The organism is Aquimarina sp. EL_43 (assembly GCF_943422735.1).
Classification (GTDB): Bacteria; Bacteroidota; Bacteroidia; order Flavobacteriales; family Flavobacteriaceae; genus Aquimarina; species Aquimarina megaterium.
The window spans coordinates 3,737,536-3,760,925 of record NZ_CALSBR010000001.1 but is presented as its reverse complement, the minus strand read 5'-3'; the positions used below and the strand labels follow the sequence as shown (position 1 = coordinate 3,760,925).

General features: G+C 33.5%; 14 protein-coding genes. 11 read left to right on the top strand and 3 right to left on the bottom strand.

Annotation, left to right across the window (positions count from 1 at the left end; translation table 11 throughout):
- The first annotated feature begins 117 nt into the window (after nucleotides 1–117).
- The 8 genes from NNL09_RS16120 to NNL09_RS16085 all read left to right on the top strand — a co-directional run bounded on the left by NNL09_RS16120 (nucleotide 118) and on the right by NNL09_RS16085 (nucleotide 15,147).
- Nucleotides 118–2,535 carry a TonB-dependent receptor domain-containing protein gene (locus NNL09_RS16120; RefSeq protein WP_196909862.1) on the top strand — a complete coding sequence of 806 codons (2,418 nt, stop codon included), beginning with the start codon at nucleotides 118–120 and terminating at the stop codon, nucleotides 2,533–2,535.
- A gap of 262 nt (nucleotides 2,536–2,797) precedes the next feature.
- Nucleotides 2,798–5,935, top strand: coding sequence for an amidohydrolase family protein (locus NNL09_RS16115; protein ID WP_254514259.1), 3,138 nt, complete (start codon nucleotides 2,798–2,800; stop codon nucleotides 5,933–5,935).
- Nucleotides 5,936–5,992: 57 nt separating this feature from the next.
- Nucleotides 5,993–7,369: an amidohydrolase family protein gene (locus NNL09_RS16110; protein WP_196909860.1), complete on the top strand. Its 1,377-nt coding sequence runs from the start codon at nucleotides 5,993–5,995 to the stop codon at nucleotides 7,367–7,369.
- 25 nt (nucleotides 7,370–7,394) lie between these two features.
- A complete protein-coding gene (locus NNL09_RS16105) occupies nucleotides 7,395–8,891 on the top strand; it encodes a S10 family peptidase (RefSeq protein ID WP_196909949.1) in 1,497 nt (498 codons plus the stop codon).
- A 4-nt stretch (nucleotides 8,892–8,895) separates the two neighbouring features.
- Complete coding sequence (locus tag NNL09_RS16100) at nucleotides 8,896–9,906, top strand: pirin family protein (RefSeq protein WP_196909859.1); 1,011 nt, start codon at nucleotides 8,896–8,898, stop codon at nucleotides 9,904–9,906.
- 96 nt (nucleotides 9,907–10,002) lie between these two features.
- Nucleotides 10,003–12,075 (top strand): ATP-binding protein, encoded by a 2,073-nt coding sequence (locus NNL09_RS16095; RefSeq protein ID WP_025664755.1) that lies wholly within the window; start codon nucleotides 10,003–10,005, stop codon nucleotides 12,073–12,075.
- Between the two features lie 161 nt (nucleotides 12,076–12,236).
- A complete protein-coding gene (locus tag NNL09_RS16090) occupies nucleotides 12,237–14,315 on the top strand; it encodes a response regulator (protein ID WP_196909858.1) in 2,079 nt (692 codons plus the stop codon).
- A 7-nt stretch (nucleotides 14,316–14,322) separates the two neighbouring features.
- Nucleotides 14,323–15,147 (top strand): DUF1853 family protein, encoded by an 825-nt coding sequence (locus tag NNL09_RS16085; protein WP_196909857.1) that lies wholly within the window; start codon nucleotides 14,323–14,325, stop codon nucleotides 15,145–15,147.
- A gap of 32 nt (nucleotides 15,148–15,179) precedes the next feature.
- On the opposite strand, the gene NNL09_RS16080 is transcribed toward NNL09_RS16085, so the two are convergent.
- The 3 genes from NNL09_RS16080 to NNL09_RS16070 form a co-directional block, all read right to left on the bottom strand.
- Nucleotides 15,180–16,487, bottom strand: coding sequence for a hypothetical protein (locus tag NNL09_RS16080; protein ID WP_196909856.1), 1,308 nt, complete (start codon nucleotides 16,485–16,487; stop codon nucleotides 15,180–15,182).
- 287 nt (nucleotides 16,488–16,774) lie between these two features.
- On the bottom strand, nucleotides 16,775–18,238 hold the full coding sequence (locus NNL09_RS16075) for a sigma 54-interacting transcriptional regulator (protein ID WP_196909855.1): 1,464 nt from the start codon (nucleotides 18,236–18,238) through the stop codon (nucleotides 16,775–16,777).
- Between the two features lie 45 nt (nucleotides 18,239–18,283).
- Nucleotides 18,284–19,414 carry a VWA domain-containing protein gene (locus NNL09_RS16070; protein WP_025664750.1) on the bottom strand — a complete coding sequence of 377 codons (1,131 nt, stop codon included), beginning with the start codon at nucleotides 19,412–19,414 and terminating at the stop codon, nucleotides 18,284–18,286.
- A 210-nt stretch (nucleotides 19,415–19,624) separates the two neighbouring features.
- Here NNL09_RS16070 and NNL09_RS16065 point away from each other — a divergent pair, with 210 nt between their 5' ends.
- The 3 genes from NNL09_RS16065 to NNL09_RS16055 all read left to right on the top strand — a co-directional run bounded on the left by NNL09_RS16065 (nucleotide 19,625) and on the right by NNL09_RS16055 (nucleotide 23,387).
- A complete protein-coding gene (locus NNL09_RS16065) occupies nucleotides 19,625–21,097 on the top strand; it encodes a M28 family peptidase (RefSeq protein WP_196909854.1) in 1,473 nt (490 codons plus the stop codon).
- Between the two features lie 260 nt (nucleotides 21,098–21,357).
- Entirely contained in the window at nucleotides 21,358–21,720 is a 363-nt protein-coding gene (locus NNL09_RS16060) for a hypothetical protein (RefSeq protein ID WP_025664748.1), read from the top strand.
- Between the two features lie 191 nt (nucleotides 21,721–21,911).
- Entirely contained in the window at nucleotides 21,912–23,387 is a 1,476-nt protein-coding gene (locus NNL09_RS16055; RefSeq protein ID WP_025664747.1) for a DASS family sodium-coupled anion symporter, read from the top strand.
- Nucleotides 23,388–23,390: the final 3 nt, after the last annotated feature.

Genomic DNA, 23,390 nt, shown 5'->3' with positions numbered 1-23,390 from the left:
TATATCAAGATAAGTTGTCCTTTCCTGTTTAACGAAGTAATAGTCAACTCGTCGGTTTACAGATGTTCCATATTGTTTCATTTTTCAAATTTGTCGAAACAAAAAAACAAAACAATTATGTGTGGAAAAAACAACAAATGGATCGTATGTATCGTCCTTGTATTTATGTCTTTAAATGTTATAAAAGCCCAGAATACGATAAAGGGTATTGTTCTGGATCAACAATCAATGCCAATTGATGCTGCTACAATTTCTCTTATCAGAGTTTCTAACAAAGAATTCATAAAAGGAGTGATCACCAACACAAAAGGTGAGTTTAATATCGAAAATGTCAAAAACGGAACATATCAAGGTATTATCTCCAGCCTTGGGTTCGATGACTATACGTCTGCTCCAATTATAGTTAATGGAGAGGATATAGATCTAAACCAGATTACACTTACTATAAAAACAGAAAACCTGGATGAAATAACTATAGTTGCAGAAAAGCCAGTTGTACAGGTAATGGCAGATAAGACTGTTTTTAACGTACAAAATACCCTTAGCGCGGCAGGAACATCTGGTTATGAACTTTTACGAAAAGCTCCCGGAGTTATCGTTGATAATAATGATAATCTTATTGTAGAGGGTAAAACCGGAGTATTGATATATATAGATGACAAACCTTCTGTACTTAGAGGAGAAGATCTCATTAACTACTTAAAAACTATTCAATCTAGCGATATCGAAGCCATTGAGATTATTACACAACCATCTTCAAAATATGACGCCGAAGGTAATGCCGGGATTATCAATATTAAGCTAAAAAGGGATAAAAGCTTAGGTACGAATGGTTCTGCAAATGCCGGAATCACTTATGGAGATTATGCAAGATATACTACTTCTGTTTCCTTTAATACCAGAAATAAAAAATCTAACCTATTTGGGACGTATAGTAATCGTTTTGGAAAGAGTTTTAGCTTTATAGACTTATACAGAACACAAAACAATACTATTCTTGATGCCAAATCAGAAACAGTTAATGAAAACAATAGTAATAACCTAAAATTAGGATATGATTACTTCATGAATAGTAAATCTACTTTAGGTGTTATTCTTACCGGAAACTTTAATAATTCTATTTCAAATACAGATTCCAGAACGCTTATTATTCCTCCAGGAAATAGTACTCCAGAAGAAGTTTTAGTTGCCGGAAGTGATACCGACACCAAAACCAGTAATCTATACGCTAATCTAAATTATCGCTATAAAGATACTCTAGGATATAGCATGAATATAGATCTGGATTATGGGCAGTATAATAATGACAGGGCAAACCTGCAACCCAATCGGTATTATAACGGAGACGAAACCGAACTACAAAGTGAAACCGTTAATTTCTTTAATACGCCTATAGATATTACCATTTTTACAGCAAAAGTAGATTACGAACAAGACTTTCTTAAAGGAAAATTAGGATTGGGTGTTAAATATTCTAATATAAATACTGAGAATGAATTTGATTTCTTCGATAGAATAAATGGGCAAGATATTCTTAATCTTGATCAAAGCAATGATTTTGCATATGATGAGCAGGTTCATGCCGGATATTTTAACTATAACCGTAAATTCAAAAAACTAAACATACAATTTGGTCTTCGAGTAGAACAAACCAAATCTGATGGACAATTATTTAGTAGTCAAAATACAGTTGACGACAGAGTAAAAAGGGATTATGTTGATTTTTTTCCTAGCGGAGGTATCACTTATCAAATGAATCAAAAGAATTCTTTTGCATTGACCTATAGTCGAAGAATACAACGACCTAACTACCAAAATTTAAATCCTTTTGAATATAAAATTAATGAATTATCTTTTAGAAAAGGAAACCCGTTTTTACAACCACAATACACCGATAACATAAAACTTGCACATACTTATAACTATAGACTAACTACCGCTTTAAGTTACAGTATAATAGGTGATTATTTTGCACAAGTAACCGAATCCCAGGGTGAAAATCAAAACTTCATTATTACCAGAAATGTAGCAGATCAAAAAGTTATTAATCTAAGTATATCCTACCCTACCAAAATTAACGACTGGTGGAATGTATATTACAGTCTTAATGCATACAGAACCATTTTTGAAGCTAATAATGAAGACTTTGTTTCTGTATCTCAAAACACGTTAAGTTTATATGGTCAAAATACGTTTTCATTACCCAAAGGTTACAAAATGGAAATCTCGGGATGGTTTAACTCACCATCTATCTGGGGAGGAACATATCAAATCAAAAGTTTAGGTTCATTAAACCTTGCTTTTCAAAAACGTTTCTTCTCTAATAAATTAAATGCTCGTTTAGCTTTTAATGATATCTTATATACTTCTCCATGGAAAGGAGATACTCGATTTGGAGACTTATCCATACAAGGTAATGGAGGTTGGGATAGCCGACAGGTTAATTTTAATTTAACCTATACTTTTGGAAGTAAAGAAGTAAAAAAATCCAGAAAACGTAAAACAGGGATTGAAGATGAAAAAAATAGAATCTAAGATTCTATTTTTTTTCAAAATCGCATTAACATCACTTTAAGATATTTTGTATGATAAATCCTTATTTTCGGATCATATAAATTACTCATCATGCACAAACATATTGTTACCTCTCTGATTATCGGGGTATTTTTAATCTTCAATACTCAAGCTCAAAAGGACAAAAAAAAACAAAAAAGAAGAAGAGAAATGGGATGTTTCTAATCCCAAAGGAGAATTTAATTATAAAGATCATACATTTACCACAGATCAGGGTACCTGGATGAATCTGGATGTTAGCCCTGATGGGAATACTATTGTTTTTGATCTTTTGGGAGATATTTATAGTATCCCTGTTTCTGGCGGAAAAGCTAAAGTATTACGTACAGGAATCCCTTTTGAGGTACAACCTCGTTTTAGTCCAGATGGTAAAAAAATCTCTTTTACCAGTGATGCCGGTGGAGGTGATAATATTTGGGTGATGAATAGTGATGGCAGTCAGCCTAAACAAATTACCAAAGAAAAGTTTAGATTATTAAACAATGCTGTCTGGATGCCCGATGGTAATTATTTGGTAGCAAGAAAACACTTTACCTCTCAGCGTTCCCTGGGTGCAGGTGAAATGTGGCAGTATCATATCACGGGGGGTTCTGGGTTACAATTAACCAAGAGAAAAAATGACCAACAGGATGTTAATGAACCTCATATTTCTCCTGATGGTAAATATATGTACTATGCAGAGGATATGTATCCTGGTGGATTTTTTCAGTACAATAAAGATCCAAACAAACAGATTTATGCTATTAAGAGATATGAATTCGAAACCGGAAAAACGATTACTGTTACTGGGGGACCAGGAGGCGCTGCACGACCACAAGTATCTAGGGATGGCAAAAAACTCGCTTTCGTAAAAAGAGTTCGTACCAAAACGGTATTGTATATTCATAATCTAGAAACCGGTGAAGAATGGCCAATCTATGATAATTTAAACAAAGATCAACAGGAGGCATGGGCGATTTTTGGGATATATCCTAATTTTAGTTGGATGCCTAACAACAAAGAAATCATATTCTGGGCTGGTGGAAAAATCAATAAAATCAATGTAGAGAATCAGCAAGTGACTAATATCCCGTTTACGGTAGATGCTACTATCAAAATTGCCGAAACTTTGCATTTTAACACTCCGGTTTCTCCCGAAAAGTTTACCTCCAAAGTAATTCGTAACGCAGTTACTTCTCCAGATGGTAACACTATAGTATTTAGTGCTCTTGGGCATTTATGGAGTAAAAGTCTACCCAAAGGGAAACCGCAACGTCTTACTACCCAATCTTCTGATTTTGAGTTTGAGCCTAGCTTCTCTAGAGATGGTCAACATATTGTGTATGTCACCTGGAATGATGAAAATCTGGGAGCAATACATAAAATTCCTGCTTCGGGAGGTACTTCTACCAAGCTAACCACAAAAAAAGGAATTTATAGAACTCCGGTATTTAATGCAACAAATAACTTGATCGCTTTCAGAAAAGAAGATGGAAATAGTGATCAGGGTTTAAGTTTTACTAAAAATACTGGTATTTATACTATGTCATCCTCTGGTAGTAATGCTAAACTAATAACAGAAGAAGGCGAATATCCTATGTTTTCTAAAGACGGAAAACGTATCTTTTATCAAACCGGAGGTACATACTTTGGAAACCTTACTAAGGAGTTAAAATCTGTTGATCTTAATGGAAAAGATAAAAAGACACATATAAAATCTAAATATGCCAACCGATTAGTACCTAGTCCTGATAATAAATGGATTGCTTTTACCAATCTGCATAAAGCATTTATTGCTCCACTCGTCCTTAATGGTAAAGAAATAGACCTGGATAATAACTCTAAGGCTGTACCAGTATCTCAAGTCTCTAAAGATGCAGGGGTTAATCTTCATTGGTCCAGAGATAGTAAAAAAATAATATGGACCCTTGGGGATGAGTACTTCTCTAATGAGGTTAAAGACCGCTTTACATTTTTGCCTAACTCTCCAGAAAAAGTAGGAGAAGTAACCGCAACAGGGATCAAAATCGGTTTAGAGGTAAAAACAGATGTACCACAAGGTAGAATTGCATTTACCAATGCCAGAATAATCACGATGGAAGGTGATAAGGTAATCGAAGATGGAACTATCATTATTAAAGACAACCGTATTGAAAAAATCGGAACTACTTCTGAAGTGCCCGTACCAGGCGACGCAAAGGTATATGATGTAAAAGGTAAAACAATTATGCCAGGTATAGTAGATGCACATGCACACGTAGGAGGGTTTAGATATGGTCTAACAACTCAAAAACATTGGCAATTATATGCCAATCTAGCTTTTGGGGTAACCACATCTCATGACCCCTCTGCCAATACAGAGTCGATTTTTACTATGTCTGAGATGATTAAAAGTGGAGAAATGGTGGGACCACGCCTCTACTCTACAGGAATTATCCTATACGGAGCAGATGGAGACTTTAAAGCAGTGATCAATAAACTGGAAGATGCACGATCTTCTATAAGAAGAACTAAAGCGTTTGGCGCTAAATCTGTGAAGAGTTATAACCAACCACGTAGAGATCAGCGTCAACAAGTGATACAGGCAGCAAGAGAGCTTCAAATCAATGTAGTACCCGAAGGAGGATCAACTTTTTATCATAATATGAGTATGATTATGGATGGACATACAGGAGTTGAACATAATATTCCTGTTGCTCCGGTTTATAAAGATGTAAATGAACTATGGAAAACTAGTAATACAGGGTATACGCCTACATTAATTGTAAATTATGGCGGGATGAATGGGGAGTACTATTTCTACCAGAAAGATAAGGTTTGGGAAAATGAAAAACTACTTAAATATACTCCCAGAGCTATTGTAGATGCTCGCGCAAGACATAGAACTATGGTTCCTGATGAAGAATATGAAAATGGACATATCCTGGTTTCGAAAACATGTAAAGCATTAACCGACGCCGGAGTTAAAGTAAACCTGGGAGCACATGGCCAATTACAAGGTCTGGGAGCGCATTGGGAGTTATGGTTACTTCAGCAAGGAGGAATGACTAATATCGAAGCACTAAGAGCTGCAACTCTAAATGGCGCAGAATATATTGGTGCAGGAAATGATATTGGTTCATTAAAAGAAGGAAAACTAGCCGACCTTATCGTTCTTGATAAAAATCCTTTAGAAAATATCAGAAATACAGAAACTGTAAAATATACTATGGTAAACGGACGCTTATATGATACCGATACCATGAATGAGATTGGTAATACAACCAAAACACGAACTAAATTCTGGTGGGAGAATGCTAATTATAGTCAAGCTTTCCCATGGCATAAAGAAGCACAAAGCTTTATGAAACCAGGATGTGGATGTCACATAGGACATAATTAGATCTATGGCCCTTGCAAGGGCTAAAAAGATCAACAATCAAATTTTAAAACTCTGGTGATGAGAACATATCTTTTCATACTACTTACAGCACTAATTACCTCTTGTGCTCAACCTCAAAAACAAGTGAGTACAACTGCTATCCTGGTTACAGATGCCACTATTGTAGATGTAAGTAATGGTACTACTATCGAAAAACAACAGATTGTAATCGATTCTGGAAAAATAAAAAGAGTCACTAGTAGTATAGAAAATCCAGAAGGATATACTACAAAAATCAATGCCAAAGGAAAATACATCATTCCAGGATTAACAGAAATGCATGCACATATCCCACAACCTTCGACATCAAAAGAACGTATCGAAGAGGTTTTGTTTTTATACCTTTCTAACGGGATAACAACAATACGAGGTATGCTTGGTGATCCTTCTCATCTAAAACTAAGACAACGTGCAGAGACCGGTGATCTCCTAAGTCCTAGAATTTTTACCTCTAGCCCATCTCTTAACGGAAATTCTATAAAGACAAAAGAAGAAGCTGTTGCCAAAATAACAGCGTATCAAAAAGAAGGGTATGATTTCTTAAAAATCCATCCTGGTATTACGATAGAAGTATTCGATCAATTGGTAAAAACTGCCAACGAAGTAGGTATTCCTTTTTCTGGGCATGTTCCTGTTGATGTTGGTATACGACATGCTATACAAAGTAAATACGCTTCTATTGATCACATCGATGGTTTTTTAGAAGGACTGGTTCCCGAATCTGAAAATGTAAACCCGGGAGATAATGGTTTCTTTGGGTACAATTTCACTCCTCTGGCAGATGAGTCCAAAATTGATGAATTGGTACAACTTGCAAAAGACAATAATACCTGGATTGTTCCTACTCAAAGTTTATTCGAAAGATGGTTTGCTCCGGTCACTGCCGATGAGTTATTGAAAGATCCCGAAATGAAATATATGCCTGCTTCTACCTTGCAAAATTGGAAGCAACGAAAAGGTCAATATACCGAAGAGAACCCCAATTTTAATAAAGAACAATGGCAACAATTTAATACTATAAGAAGAACATTATTAAAAAAATTACACGATAGTGGTCATCAAATATTATTAGGTTCTGATGCCCCGCAATTATTTAATGTTCCCGGATTCTCAATTCATCACGAAATCAACGGAATGATAGCAGCTGGGTTAACGCCATTAGATGTGCTGCAATCAGGAACAATGAATCCTGCCTTGTTTTTTGGTAAAGAAGATACATTTGGGCAAATCAAAGAGGGATTGGATGCAGACATTGTTATTCTGGATGCAAACCCACTAGAAGACATCAAAGCTTTAACACAGGTTTCTGGTGTAATGATTAGAGGGCATTGGTTATCTAAAGAAGCTATCGATCAAAAATTGCAACAAATTGCTCAGAATGCCAGTAAAAACTAAAAATACTAATTACGATACCATAAAAATGAAAAACATATTTTCTTTATTCATTACAGTGTTTGTTATTTCGCTTTATGCCGAAGCACAAAACGTTAAAGTTCCTATTGATACTACTATAGTAACTAATCATACAACTACGATAAAAGGAAAAGCCATTGCTTATAAAGCAACGGTGGGATTTCAACCAGTTTGGGATGAAACAGGAGTACCTATAGCTTCTTTATCTTATACCTATTACAAAAGATCTGATATTAAAAATGATGAAAATCGACCTTTACTCATTTCATTTAACGGTGGTCCGGGATCAGCTTCGGTTTGGATGCATATTGCCTATACAGGGCCTCGTATTCTTAAGATCGATAATGAAGGATTTCCTGTACAACCCTACGGAATTAAAGCTAATCCAAATTCGGTATTGGATGTAGCAGATATTGTTTTTGTAAACCCGGTAAATACAGGATATTCTAGAATGATCCCCAGAAAAGATGGAAAAATGCCTGATAAAAAATTATTCTTCGGGGTAAAAGCAGATGTAAAATACCTGGCCGATTGGATCAATACATTTGTAACGCGAAATAATCGTTGGCGATCTCCAAAATACCTTATCGGAGAAAGCTATGGAACCACACGAGTTTCTGGTCTGGCTCTAGAGCTTCAAAATCGCCAGTGGATGTATCTTAACGGAGTAATATTAGTCTCACCTACTGAAATAGGCTTTAAATTTGATGGCCCTGTAGAAATAGCAAATCGATTACCCTATTTTGCAGCAGCGGCATGGTATCATAAGATGTTGTCTCCAGAGCTTCAGAATAAAGATTTACTCGAAGTACTTCCAGAAGTAGAGAACTATACCATTAATGAACTGCTTCCAGCCATTGTAAAAAGCGGATATCTGGACGCTTCCAAAAAAGAAGAAGTTATTAACAAGATGGCGTACTACTCTGGGCTTTCTAAAAAAACAATACGACAACATAATCTCGAAGTTCCAAAATCATATTTCTGGAAAGACCTTTTACGAGATAAAGAAGGATTTACAATTGGCCGATTGGATTCTCGCTATAAAGGAATGGATATAAAAGACGCAGGGGATAATCCTGATTATAATAGTGAATTAACTTCCTGGCTTCATTCTTTTACGCCTGCTATTAACTATTATTACAGTCAGGAATTAAAATTTAAAACCGATTTAAAATACAATATGTTTGGCCCTGTTAGACCCTGGGATAGAACCAAAGGTAATAATACCGGTGAAAACCTAAGAAGAGCTATGGCCATGAATGCGAACCTTCATACGATGATCCAATCGGGTTATTATGATGGTGCTACGACCTATTTTAATGCTAAATATGTGATGTGGCAACTTAACGCAAATGGAAAACTTAAAGATCGCCTAAGTTTTAAAGGATATCGCAGTGGTCACATGATGTACCTTCGAAATGAAGATCTGATTAAAGCGAATGATGATATTAGAGCATTTATTACCAAATCATCTGTTAATATAAATAAGGGATCAAAATATTAAGCTTATGGCTGCAATTATTAAAATCAAACCGTTAGGCTTCCCTTGGGAAACCAGTGATCCATTTTTATTTTGTGCATATCACGAGGATCAATATCCAAAAGGAAACGGAGAATTAGGTCCCGATGCATCGTTAGAAGGACGTAATATCGGTCAGGATTTTACGCTTAAAGATGGATGGCGAATGTATCATGGCACCAAGATTCCTGGTTTTCCGGCACATCCGCATCGTGGTTTTGAAACTGTTACAATTGTCCAGAAAGGATTGGTGGATCACTCTGATTCACTTGGGGCTGCAGGACGTTTTGGTAACGGTGATGTACAATGGATGACAGCGGGCAAAGGTGTTCAACATTCTGAAATGTTCCCATTGTTACATACCGAAAAAGAAAATCCTTTTTTATTGTTTCAGATTTGGCTCAACCTTCCGAGGGATAAGAAAATGGTAGAGCCACATTTTAAAATGTTATGGAGTGAAGAAGTTCCTAAAATAAAGAAACAGGATGAGTTTGGACAGGATACCGAGATTACCCTAATTGCTGGAAAATTAGATGATACAGCAGCTCCCGCTTCTGCTCCTGATTCCTGGGCAGCAGATCCTCTTAATGAAATAGCAATATGGACTATCAAAATGGATGCTAATGCAACGTTTAACCTTCCTACAGCTTCTAAGGGTATAAACAGATCGTTATATTTTTTTAAAGGAACCGAAGTTACTAGTGAAGGATATACTATTCCTGTACAGCATGAAATTATTCTAAACGCAGATCAGGAATTTACTTTGAAAAACGGTAATACAGAAGCTCATATATTACTATTGCAAGGTAAGCCTATTAACGAACCTGTAGTAAAACATGGGCCATTTGTTATGAACAGCCAAATAGAAATCAGGGAAGCTATACAAGAATATCAACAAACAGAATTTGGAGGTTGGCCTTGGGATAGTTATGATCATGTGCATTCCCCTTCTAAAGGCAGGTTCGCTTTATATCCCGACGGTACAGAAATAAAAAAGTAGCATATCTTATCTTAATAGTTGGGCAAATAATGCTTATCTTTAATTCTAACATATGTTAACAACATCATTATCATCACCTTAGAAGATTTGATTTAAATGCGTAATCGAAAAACATTTCTTTTACCCTTTCTGTTTTTTCTGTGTTCAATTTTATTTTTTTCTTGTTCAAAAGAAAAAATAGTAACGAACGCTGAAGCGGATTGGTTAAAACAAAATGATTCTATTACAATTGCTTTATTTCCGTACTACCCTCCGTATCAATTTATAAATAACAACACTACTATTGAAGGTATTTTTATTGAATACTTTAACCTGATTGAAGATAAAATAGATCATAAATTTAAAAAAAGGTATTATTCTAATTGGTCACAACTGGTAAAGGATGCCAAGAGTAAAAAGATTGATATGATTCTGGAAGCTCAACAAACCTGGGATCGAAGTCAATATCTAAATTTTTATACCGAATTCTTTAACACTCCTTTTGTTCTTGTAGCTTCAAAAGATACTCCTGATGGACTTACTTTAAAAGATTTTAGCACAAAAACTATAACAGTTCCTCTTGGGTATTCTTCAGAAGAATACTTAAGAAAAAAGCATCCAGAAATCAAACTGAAAACTTATCTCAACGAAAGTATAGCACTACAAATGGTGCAGACAGGAAAACACGATGCGTATTTTGGTCCAAAAACTGTAGCTAATTTTTTAATAAAGTCTAAAAACTTCGACAATCTTAAAATCATAGCCGAGACTAAATATTCTTATATCCCAAGTATTGCTGTAGATAAAGACAATACTGTTTTAAATAAAATCATTCAAAAAACAATTAACAATATTTCTGATAGCGAAAAACAAAATATTGTAGAAAATTGGCTTTACACTAAAACAAAACCATTTTATAAAAATCCCAATTTTTTGATTCCTCTTGTCTTTTTTATATTGCTAGGCTTACTCATTGTTTTAGGGATCAACTTTTATTTGGGTTACACTGTAAAACATAGGACAAAAGCACTTAGAATAGCAAAAGATAATGCCGAAAAGGATAATCAATTAAAAACAGCATTTATTTATAACATATCCCATGAAATTCGAACACCAATGAATGGTATTATTGGTTTTTCGAGACTTCTTAAAGAATCTAGCACAACAGATAACCAAAAAGCAAAATACACCAAAATTATAGTTGACAGCAGTAAACAATTAATTGATAGTATGGATAACATACTTGAAATTTCTAAACTACAAACTAAACAGGTCATTCTTACTCGGGAAGAGACTGACCTATACGAAGTTTTTGATATTGTTTTTTCAACTTTCGAAATAATAGCAAAGAAAAAAGGGATTTCCCTTATACTTAATAATAACCTGTTAGACAATCAACGTTATGTGCATATTGACAAATCTAAGCTTATCAAAATTATAACTAGTCTAGTTAAAAATGCGGTTAAATACACTCAAAGAGGAGCTGTACTTATTTCGGTTATGTTACAAGCAGATCTTTTGGTTATTAATGTACGGGACTCTGGAATAGGAATTGACCCTAAGAATCAACAGCTTATATTTAAGAGTTTTTCTCAATCAGAAAATCAAATTTCAAGAAAATATGGAGGATTAGGATTGGGGCTTACTATCGCCAAAGAGTACACTAACCTGATGAAAGGTGAGTTATCTTTTTCTTCTATTCCTGACAAAGGATCTACATTTCGAGTCGAGTTGCCCTATCGCCCTATTACCATTTCTAATCCTCTTAATACAATATCATCTACATTATACAAAGACACAAAAACCAGACAACACACCATCCTGATTGCAGAAGATGGCGACGTTAATTTTTTGGTCCTTAAAACAATCTTACTAAAAATAGAAAATTATCACTTTACCATTCATCGTGCTAAAAATGGAAAAGAAGCAGTAATATTTTGTAAAGAAAACAATCCCATAAGCCTGGTGTTTATGGACATGAAGATGCCAGAAATGGATGGATATGATGCTACAAAACTGATAAAAAAATTACATCCAGAACTTCCTGTGATTGCACAAACAGCCTATGCTAACAAAGAAGATATACTAAACGTTTTTGCTGCTGGATGTGATGATTTTATAGCTAAACCTATTGATCCAGAAATTTTAAAAAAAGTTATCCATAAACATTTATCTATATATTCTTTCTAAAAGAAATACAATGTCTTAGGATATAAAAGTTTATGATTTATGAATTTATATTAATTCACTTTGTTCTATAAATAAGCCTGGTGTTTCTTGAAAGTGTTACTATTAAATAGTATCTTTATTAATAAGGAGCAAGAAAAGTAAGGGATAACTAGTAAAAAGCTATGGCAAAAAAATTACTATATATTTTCTGTTTCTTTAGTATATGGATAGGATTTTTTTCTTGTTCGAAATCTACCGTCTTAAGTGACAAAGAGAAAGATTGGCTACAAAACAATGATAGTATTTCTGTTGGGCTTTTTCCATATTATGCCCCATATCAATTTATTAATGAGAATAACGAAATAGATGGTATCTTAATCGATTATCTTTCCCTTATCGAAAAGAAAACAAATCACAAATTTCAACGAAAACTGTATACTAATTGGGAACAACTTCTAAATGATGCAAAAAATAATAAAATTGAAATCGTTTTAGAAATCCAACAAACCAATAAAAGAGATGCTTACTTTAATTTTTACTCACAACTCTTTGAGTCTAGTCATACTATTGTAACTCAAAAAGATGTTGATTATGGTACACATCTAAAAGACTATAACGACAAAATAATTACAGTTCCTAAAGATTATGCGATATATGAGATCCTAAAAGAGTATGAAAAAGACCTCAACATTTCTACAGAAATAGATGATTTAAGTTGTTTAAAAAAAGTTAGCTCCGGAAAATACCATGCTTATATAGGACCAAAAGCAGTAGCCAATTACCTTATAAAAACAGAAAACCTAGATAATCTTAAAATTGTTTCAGAAACTCCATATACATACGCTCCAAGCCTTGCAGTTCAAAAAAGTAATGCTATGCTTAGTGATATTATTGCTAAGACGACTAATAATATTACTGATCATGAAAAGGAAATCATTTTTGACAATTGGCTATATAATGCCGTCGTTCCTTTTTATAAAAAAGCAAGCTTCTGGATTACACTTACCGGAATTATTCTATTGTCGTTAATTGTTATTCTTCTTCTTAACAGATATCTTAAATACTTAATCAAACAAAAAACAAAAGAATTAAAAATTGCTAAAGAACGAGCCGAAGAGAGTAACAAATTAAAAACCGCATTTATTCATAATATTTCTCATGAAGTACGTACGCCTATGAATGGTATTATTGGTTTTTCTGAATTACTTAATGACCCACAAATTACATCGGATCAACAAAAAGAATATTCAAAAATTATTATAAATAGTAGTAATCAATTAATCAACATTATCGATGATATCATCGAAATTTCAAAATTAGAGACTAATCAGGTCGAAGTTCGTTTTGAAGAAATAAATATTAATGAGACGTTGCAAAAACTATTTTCCGATTTTCAGAGTAAAGCGATTAGCAAAAATATTGCAATATACCTCAATAATAAATTAACAGATGATCAGGGGATCATACTTATGGATAAACTAAAAATCCACAAGATTTTACAAAATCTTATTGATAATGCAATTAAATTTACAACCAAAGGTATGATAGAAATTTCTTGCGAAATTGAAAATAGTTCTTTGGTGATTACCATAATAGATACGGGAATCGGCATTAAACCCGAAGATCAGGAACTAATATTTAGAAACTTCTCACAATCTGAAAAAGAAGCTACAAAAAGCTATGATGGTCTTGGATTAGGTTTATCAATTGCTCAGAAAAACGCCAATCTAATCGGTGGTAATGTTACTTTTGTTTCAATGGTTAATAAAGGTTCAATATTTACATTAACTGTACCATACAATCCCATTGTTAATCCTGTGACATCTGATACTCCTTTAGATAAAGAAAAGATTCCGGATATTCCTATAAAACAAGTTATTTTAATTGTAGAGGACGGAGATGTAAATTTTTTATTTCTTAAAACGATATTACTTAAAATGAAAGGGTATAAATTTGTAATTCATCGTGCAGAAAATGGTAAGAAAGCAGTAGAGATTTGTAAAAAAAATGAACATATAGATTTAATTCTCATGGATATAAGAATGCCTGTAATGGATGGGTATACAGCTACAAGAAAGATAAAGAAAATGAGACCCGGATTACCTATTGTAGCGCAAACGGCGTATTCTACAGAAGAAGATATCCAAAAAGCATTAGATGCAGGATGCGATGATTTTGTTTCTAAACCTGTAGATAGAAAAATACTGAAACCTATCATTAATAAATACTTTTCGGTTTTTTCAAAATCAAAATTTACCTAAAGCTTAAATGTCAATCAAAAATGAATATCTAGGGTTTTTAAATAGTAAACCCTTATGGACCGACAAAACTCTTTTAGGATTATCTCCTTTTGATATCGAAGAAGTACTAGAAAACGATGTTTTACCTAACGAAACAGAAATTAATATTCGGGATAATGAAGTATTAGGTAAGCGTATAGAATTTTTTTTTGAATATGGTATTACCAATACTGATAAGTACGAGATTATAGCAAAGAATATTCAGGTATACCAGGATAAAATCACCATCGGAGAATTAGATTTTCTGGTAAAAGATCGTAGAAATAATAACACTTTACATATTGAAATTGTATACAAATTTTATCTGTATGACCCATTAATTCAAGGTGAACTTCTACAATGGATTGGCCCAAACCGTAAAGATGCGTTACTTCAAAAAGTAGAAAAACTGAAAACAAAACAATTACCCTTACTCTACAGAAACGAGACCCTACCTATTCTAGAAGACTTGCATATAGATCCAAAAAGTATTCATCAATGTGTATGTTATATGGCAAATCTTTTTGTTCCTTTATCTATGAAAAAAGAGCTATTTCCTATTATAAACAATCAATGCATTGTTGGTTTTTGGATACCATTAAAGGGTTTTACTTCAGAACAATATGGTAGTTGTCATTTTAATATTCCGAAGAAAAAAGATTGGGTTACCGATCCAAAATATAGTGATGTCTGGTTTTCTTTTGAAAATATAAAAGAGCAGGTACAGGTAGCATTGTCGCAAAAAAAATCTCCATTACTCTGGATGAGAAGTAATGAAGATTCTTATGACCGTTTTTTTGTAGTTTGGTGGTAATTTATTCTATTTGATTTAGATTAAATCGTAAATCAATGTATTCTAACATTTTCAACTTTTAAATCTGGATTAGTTCCCTCTAACCAATTCGTTTCTGAATTAATAACTTGAATATTTGAAAGAATACCGCTAGCTCCACTAACATTAAAAGCTTTATAAACGCTTGAAAGTATTACTTCAGAAATTGTAATATTATGAATTTTTTGAATAGAACCTCCAGAGGAAATTCTAAAAGCCGCTTCTCTAATACTATCATTTGGGTCAGCTGTATGACCTCCAATATCATGTCCAACAACATTAGAAACAATAACATTAGATGTATTACTATTTGAGTCAATATCTATATTGAAAACGTTAGTTCCTCCTTGTTGAATAACGTCTCTAACAATTATATGGTCTGTCCTTGTTGGGACATTCCAGTTTTTATGAGGTTGGAGCGCAATTCCTCTTTGTCCATTATAACAGTCTATAGTTACGTTTAAAATTTTTATATTCTTGGCATTTAATATTCCTAGTGCATTGTCATATTTATTCTTAGGGATATAAATACCTCCGTATAAAGTTACATTTACAACCGAATAAGGAGACGTTTCTGTTAAGTCTCTAAGTTTTCCTATATTAATTAAACCTCCTGTATCAGTAGCTGGAAATGTTGTTGGCAACCCATGAGGTGCGGGAGTATTATACCATAATAGATAACTATCCTTAAAAGCTTGACATACGTCCCTATCTTCATTAACCCCGACAAAAGTAGCACCACTAAAATCATAATAGTGGTTGTTTTGATTTAAATGTAAAGTCTTTTCAAGTAAAAATTTTCCATTTGCTACAAATTTTTGAACACTTGGAAATGATTCAATTGCTTTTTGAAAATTTTGACCACACGGAATAACACCAGTATCATCAATATCCCACCATTGTGGTATTACATAATTGTTTTTTAAATTACCTCTAACTTTACCGTCATCTAAAGTAAAATCCCATCTATCCCAAAAACAATCTTCGACAGTTCCATTATCCTCTAATTCGAAAATTTGATATTGACCTGCATTAATACTACCATTTATGGTTAGTGTAGTATTACCCTTTATTATAAATTTATTCCCTTTAAAAAACTTTAGTTCGATACCTTCAGGAATATTGAAATCAACACGAACTTCTATATCTCCTTTTATTGTAATAGTACCGTTTCCGTTAAGACTTGTAACCGCATCTGATAAAACATTATTAATATTTGGATCGTTATCCTGTATACCGCCGGAAATAATAAATTCTGTTGTTTGCTGCCCTAATGAAATAAATGATGACAACATTAATAGTAATGTGAATATTTTAATCATTTGAATTAAGTTTTTTTTGTGTATCTATATATGTCTTAATGATCTAAAATGTTACTTAAGTTTTACATATTTTTATAATGCTGAATGATGTTTTTAAATATTCTATAAAAAAGGAGAAGACACATTGGGTTACTAATCCAAAATATAGTGACGCCTGGTTTTCTTTTGAAGATATAAAAGAGCAGGTGCAGATATTATTATCACAAAAAAATCTCCATTACTCTGGATGAGAAGTAATGAAGATTCTTATTAATGTTTTTTTTTAGTTTGGTGGTAAACGTTACCAACTATAACCCACTTATATAACTTCCATAAAGATCATTAAAATGAAATCCTTCTGATAATCTATGTTTGCTTAGTTTTTTAAATTCTACCAATCCCCACAATAAGAATTCCATCATAAAATAAGTTTCTTCTGTACTCATTTCGGGATGATATTCATTAATCAGATTCTTAAGCGGCGTAATGGCATCTAGTTTTTCTTTATACTCTTTATCTGATATATCATCTAGTAATTCGAATCCGCTCTCTTCAAAAAACCAATTTATCAGATTTTGATATGGGCTTTCATAACCTTCTTTCTCTAGTTTTTCGATTTTCGGAAAGTATTCGGGAAATAAAGTCTTGATAGCATCAGCAATTAAGGAATTTGCTACAGAAGCAGCTCCCTCCTGCTCTCCTTCGTATACCAATTCTACTTTGCCGGTAATAGCAGGAATAACCCCGGTAAAATCACTTAATCGCAATACTGTTTGATCATCGCCAGATCGCAATACCCGGTATTCTGCCATACTTAACAAATTTTCATAAGCAGTAATACTCATCCTGGCACTTATACCACTTTTATGATCAATAAACTCACTTTCCCTAGCCTGAAAACTAATTTGTTCTAATAAATCCTTTGCAATCTCTGGTACATAAACCAAATCGGCTTGCCTCGAATCTAATTTAGCCTCTTGCTGGGTAATTGTTTTTGCTATTGCTACAGTTTTGGGGTAGTGAGTAAGAATCTGTGATCCTATTCTATCTTTTAAAGGTGTTACAATGCTTCCTCGATTCGTATAATCTTCTGGATTTGCTGTAAACACAAACTGTATATCTAATGGTAATCGAAGTTTAAATCCTCTAATCTGGATATCACCTTCTTGTAAAATATTAAATAATGCCACTTGTATACGAGCTTGTAAATCTGGTAATTCATTAATAACAAAAATACTCCGGTTTGCTCTTGGGATCATCCCAAAATGAATCACACGATCATCTGCATAGCTTAATTTTAGATTAGCGGCTTTTATTGGATCTACATCTCCTATAATATCTGCTACAGTAACATCTGGAGTTGCTAATTTTTCTGCAAAACGTTCTGATCGATGTAACCAGCTAATGGGCGTGTTGTCTCCTTTTTCTTCTATCAAGTTAGTCGCATATCTAGAAATAGGATGAAACGGATCATCATTAATTTCTGACCCCTCTATCACAGGAACCCATTCATCCAGCAGATTTATCATTTGTCTTGCCAAACGGGTTTTTGCCTGACCCCGTAACCCTAATAAATTAATATTATGCCTAGAAAGAATTGCTCTTTCTAATTCGGGAATCACTGTATTTTCATACCCATGAATACCTGTAAAAGTATCTTCGTTATTACTAATCTTAATTCTTAGATTATTTCTTAATTCATCTTTTATTGATATACTTTTATATCCCGATTTTTTTAATTGGCCTAATGTCTTTATATCTAAAATTTTCATCTTTTCTTTTTCGTTCTTACAATTACTTTTAAATTCAAAACGAGTTTATCCTCGTATCCTTTTTTTTCTATTCGTTTCATAATCTTCAAAAATCATTTCACCTAAACCATTAAGGCCGGTATAAAATGCTTTTCCTTGATTCGCATAGGTAAACTCTCTTACAAATTGCATCAAATAGGGGTCTTGTGCAATCATAAAAGTCGTTATGGGGATATGTAATTTCCTGGCTTGTTGAGCCATCATATAACATTTGCTTACGATGTACCTATCTAATCCATTACTATTTTTATAGTATTGTCCATCTGGCATTCTTAAACAACTGGGTTTACCATCGGTAATCATAAAAATCTGCTTGTTTGTATTACGCTTTCTTCGCAACATGTCCATAGCCAACTGTAAACCTGCTACAGTATTCGTATGATATGGTCCTACCTGTAAGTAAGGCAAATCTTTGATCGCAATTGGCCATGCATCATTACCAAAAACCAAGATATCCAATGTGTCTTTAGGGTATTTGGTAATAATAAGCTCTGCAAGTGCCATTGCAACTTTCTTGGCAGGAGTTATACGATCCTCACCATACAGAATCATACTGTGACTAATATCAATCATTAGTACTGTACTCATTTGTGCTTTAAACTGAGTTTCTTCGACTACAAGGTCATCTTCGGTAAGATTTAAATCACCAATACCATGATTGATCTGTGCATTTTTAAGGCTTTCTGTTATTGATATTTGCTCTAACGAATCTCCATACTGATAATTACGAAACTCCCCAGAGTGTTCATCCCCTTTACCAATATAATTTGTTCTGTGATTCCCTGCTCCGCTTCGTTTTAGCTTTCCAAAAATTTGATCTAATGCCCTTTTGCGAATTGCCTGTTCGGTTTTGGCTGTAATAGACATCCCTCCTTTACCATCTGGTTTGATCTCTTCTCGAATGTACCCCTTCTTTTTTAAATCCTCTACAAAATCATCCAGCGTGTAATTCTCATCAGTAAGTTGATATTCTTTATCTAATTCTCTCATCCAGTCTAAAGCCTCGTCAAGATCTCCCGAAGTATGAGTGATAACTTCCTGAAAAATATCAAAAAGCTTATCAAACAGAGACTGTTCTGGTGCCTCAAAGATTTTGAATGCAAAGCCTTTTCTAAATACTTTTTTTTCTTTTTTCATTAGATAAAGTTAGTATAATTTATAAAAGATAAGAACTTATTATCTATCGAAGAAATGAGAATTAACATTTGTTTTTGACAATATTTATTAGAAAACAACTTCTTGTATTATAACAAAGTACAAACAATTGTTATCTTTGAAAAGAAGGTAGCTATATTTAATTATACGCTATACCATTAATTTGATCACACAATTATATCATTCTCACTCATGAAAAAATCTATTATACTCTCGTTACTTTTTCTTTTTACAATCTCTATTTCGGCACAGGATGATGTCGAAAAAGTAAAATCTACTGTTTCTAAAAGTGAAATTGAAGGGCATATTTATTTTCTGGCTTCAGATGAACTAAAAGGTAGGCAAACCGGAAGCCCCGAAAATAAAATTGCTGCGCAATATCTTGCTAATATGCTACGAGGGTACGGAGTACAGCCAATTCCCGAAACCACTAGTTATTTTCAAAATGTAAATCTAAAAAAAACATCCAGTGCTAAAAAGACCGAGCTTAAGACAGGAGCTTTGGTTTTGAATAAAATAGCAGCTTTTATACCAAAAAATGCCAATTTTAAAGGCAAAGCAGTGTTTTTAAATTATGGTCTCGAAGAAGATTATAATGCTGTTGATGTAAAAGGAAAATATGTAATAACTATTATAGGATCTAAGGAAAATAAAGAGATTAGACCGGCCTTTTCTAAAACCAGAGAAAAAATGAAGCTAGCCAAGCAAAAAGGTGCTCTTGGTATTATCGAAATCTGTAATGTTGATGATCGTTTGTGGACAAGAATTGAACATAATTTAAATGGTGAAAAGATGTCTATCATTGATCATAACAAAAATGATTCTGATACCTTTTCTCATGTATGGGTAAATGACAAGAATGAGGATATTAGTAAACTATTTGCAACAAATAAAGAGATTGATATCGAATTTACTATTGAGGGAATCAAGAAAAGTACAGTTACTTCGCAAAATGTTGTTGGTTATGTAGAAGGTACCGATCCTAAGCTTAAAAATGAATACATCATTTATTCTGCTCATTACGATCATGTGGGTATTGGTAAAGCTGTTGAAAATGATTCGATATATAATGGAGCTAGAGATAATGCAGTAGGTACGGTCACTGTACTTTCTGCAGCAGAAAATATTGCAAAATATCCAACCAAAAGGTCAGCGCTTTTTATCCTGTTCACAGGAGAAGAAAAAGGGTTGTTAGGAAGTAAATGGTATGTAGACCACCCGGTAATTCCTTTACATCAAATGGTATATTGTTTTAATAGTGATAATGGAGGCTATAATGATACAACACTGGCAACGATTATTGGTTTGAGCAGAACAACCGCACAAAAAGATATCGAAGACGCCGCTACCAAATTTGGACTAAAAGCCATCGATGATCCTGCTCCTGAGCAAGGATTATTTGATCGGTCTGATAATGTAAACTTTGCTGCAAAAGGGATTCCTGCACCTACTTTTAGTATGGGATTCACAGCTTTTGACGAAGAAATCACAAAGTACTACCACCAGGTTACCGACAATCCAGATACCTTGGATTACGACTATTTATTTAAGTTTTTTCAGTCTTATGTTTTAGCATGCAGAAACATTGCTAACAACGAGACAACTCCTTTTTGGATAGAAGGAGATAAATATTATGAAGCTGGTAAAAAACTATATAAGAAATGAGAATGAAATAATCACCATATTAAAACTATGGATGTGGATTTTTATAACAATAAAAGGTAGAAAAGCAAAATTTTAAGAGATATTATCATTTTTTTAACATAATAATATCCTAAAAAAGGTATTTAAACGTTAATTTTACAACACCCCTTTTTTAAGATAATTGTTAAGCACTATACAAATACTTATGACAATACACGTAAACCCAACGTAATTGCATATTATTCAGTGATATAGTATGTAATTCACAAAATCGTTAGATTATGAAAAATTACATACTCTCTTTTTTAGTATTTTTCTCTTTTTTAGTATTTCCCAATAGTAGTATTGAAGCATCTTCATACCAAATTACTATTGATCAAAGTCAAAACCCTCGCGATCGTAAACTTTCTGCCGAAGAAGTTAAAGAAAGAGGACTTGATCTTTTGGCGAATCAAATCGTCGAAAACATTGATGAAATTGATTTACGAAAAACAGCTAGATCTGCGATTTTCGAAACATCTTATGGTTTTAGATGGAAGATGGTTAATTTACATACTGGTAAAATAATTATTGTAAAAGTTGATAAAAACTTTCATCTTATTTCTGCACGAAATAGTGACAAATCTAAGGTTATGATACCTTAACAAAACCCATTTATACAATACATCTTTTTTCTTTCTGCCATATCTTTTTATAGAATTTATGGAGACCACGCTAACTATTACCTTATACTCCCAAAGTAATATTTCTATGCTTTGGGATAAAGATTTAATTCTTTTATCTATACTTTTATCAATCATTTACTAAACCTATGATTTCTTAACAACAGCATCGCATGAATGTAAGTATTAAAAAAATAGGAGCCATATCTGGCCCTGCAATTTTTTTTCTTGTATTATTTTTTTTTCACCCCGAGGGTTTAAGTAAAGAAGCCAATGCGATACTGGCTAGTACTTTATGGATTGCTATATGGTGGATTACCGAGGCAATTCCTATTGCAGCCACTTCACTGTTGCCCATTATTTTATTTCCGTTATCTGGTGGTTTGGATATTAAAACAACAACTGCAGCATTTGGCAATCATAATATTTTCTTATATGCAGGTGGGTTTATATTGGCTATTGGGATAGAGAGGTGGAATCTACATAAACGTATCGCGTTAAGTATTATAAATATTATTGGTACCAATGTTAAAACCATGATTCTTGGTTTTATGATTGCTACAGCATTTTTATCAATGTGGATTTCTAACACTGCGACATCTGTAATGATGTTACCTATTGGTATTGCCATAATTACTCAACTTACCGATAATCCAAACACTATCGAAGATGAAAATAAAATCTTCGGAAAAGCGCTAATGCTGGCTATAGCGTATAGTGCATCTATCGGAGGAGTTGCTTCACTTATAGGAACTCCTACTAATCTTATTCTAGCTGGGATTGTTAAAGAAATCTATGGTTTTGAGATCACATTTACCAATTGGATTGTTATAGGTTTGCCCATCTCGTTAGTAATGTTATTCATCTGTTGGCGTTATTTGGTTCAAATCGCATTTTCTTTTAAACAGAAAGAATTTCCTGGAGGGAAAAATGAGGTAAAAAGACAACTGAAAGAATTAGGTACAATATCTTTTGAAGAAAAACTAGTACTCGCAGTATTTATATGCACTGCTTTTGCCTGGATCACAAGGTCTTTTTTATTACAGCCTATTTTTTCGGCTATAGACGATACCATAATTGCCATTACTGCAGCATTACTTCTTTTTCTTCTACCCAGTAGAGAAAAAGGAAAACCATTAATGAACTGGCAATCGGCAGTAAAGTTACCATGGGGCGTACTTTTACTATTTGGTGGTGGTCTTGCTTTGGCATCTGGTTTTAAAGAATCGGGATTAGCGCTTTGGATCGGTACGCAAATGACATTATTGCAAGGAGTTTATTTGATTACTCTTTTGGCCTTTATTGTTACTGCTGTAAATTTCTTAACCGAAATCACTTCAAATGTTGCTACTACTTCAATGTTATTACCCGTTTTGGCATCAATGGCGCTATCACTTGATGTACATCCATTTATTCTTATGGTAGGCGCAACAATCGCAGCATCATGTGCATTCATGCTTCCTGTAGCTACTCCGCCTAACGCAGTGGTATTTGGGTCGGGCTATTTAACCATTCCCGATATGATGAAAAAAGGATTTTGGTTAAACATTATATCTATTATCTTAATTATAGTAATCACTTACTATCTACTTCCCTATTTCTGGGATTTTGAACCTTCTTCTTTTCCAAAGGAATTTAAAAAAATATAGCAA

Coding starts and splice junctions, on each gene's coding strand:
- NNL09_RS16110 (WP_196909860.1), top strand. CDS start 5,993: ATGAGAACATATCTTTTCATACTACTTACAGCACTAATTACCTCTTGT.
- NNL09_RS16090 (WP_196909858.1), top strand. CDS start 12,237: ATGGCAAAAAAATTACTATATATTTTCTGTTTCTTTAGTATATGGATA.
- NNL09_RS16120 (WP_196909862.1), top strand. CDS start 118: ATGTGTGGAAAAAACAACAAATGGATCGTATGTATCGTCCTTGTATTT.
- NNL09_RS16080 (WP_196909856.1), bottom strand. CDS start 16,487: ATGATTAAAATATTCACATTACTATTAATGTTGTCATCATTTATTTCA.
- NNL09_RS16100 (WP_196909859.1), top strand. CDS start 8,896: ATGGCTGCAATTATTAAAATCAAACCGTTAGGCTTCCCTTGGGAAACC.
- NNL09_RS16085 (WP_196909857.1), top strand. CDS start 14,323: ATGTCAATCAAAAATGAATATCTAGGGTTTTTAAATAGTAAACCCTTA.
- NNL09_RS16060 (WP_025664748.1), top strand. CDS start 21,358: ATGAAAAATTACATACTCTCTTTTTTAGTATTTTTCTCTTTTTTAGTA.
- NNL09_RS16095 (WP_025664755.1), top strand. CDS start 10,003: ATGCGTAATCGAAAAACATTTCTTTTACCCTTTCTGTTTTTTCTGTGT.
- NNL09_RS16070 (WP_025664750.1), bottom strand. CDS start 19,414: ATGAAAAAAGAAAAAAAAGTATTTAGAAAAGGCTTTGCATTCAAAATC.
- NNL09_RS16105 (WP_196909949.1), top strand. CDS start 7,395: ATGAAAAACATATTTTCTTTATTCATTACAGTGTTTGTTATTTCGCTT.
- NNL09_RS16075 (WP_196909855.1), bottom strand. CDS start 18,238: ATGAAAATTTTAGATATAAAGACATTAGGCCAATTAAAAAAATCGGGA.
- NNL09_RS16115 (WP_254514259.1), top strand. CDS start 2,798: ATGAATCTGGATGTTAGCCCTGATGGGAATACTATTGTTTTTGATCTT.
- NNL09_RS16065 (WP_196909854.1), top strand. CDS start 19,625: ATGAAAAAATCTATTATACTCTCGTTACTTTTTCTTTTTACAATCTCT.
- NNL09_RS16055 (WP_025664747.1), top strand. CDS start 21,912: ATGAATGTAAGTATTAAAAAAATAGGAGCCATATCTGGCCCTGCAATT.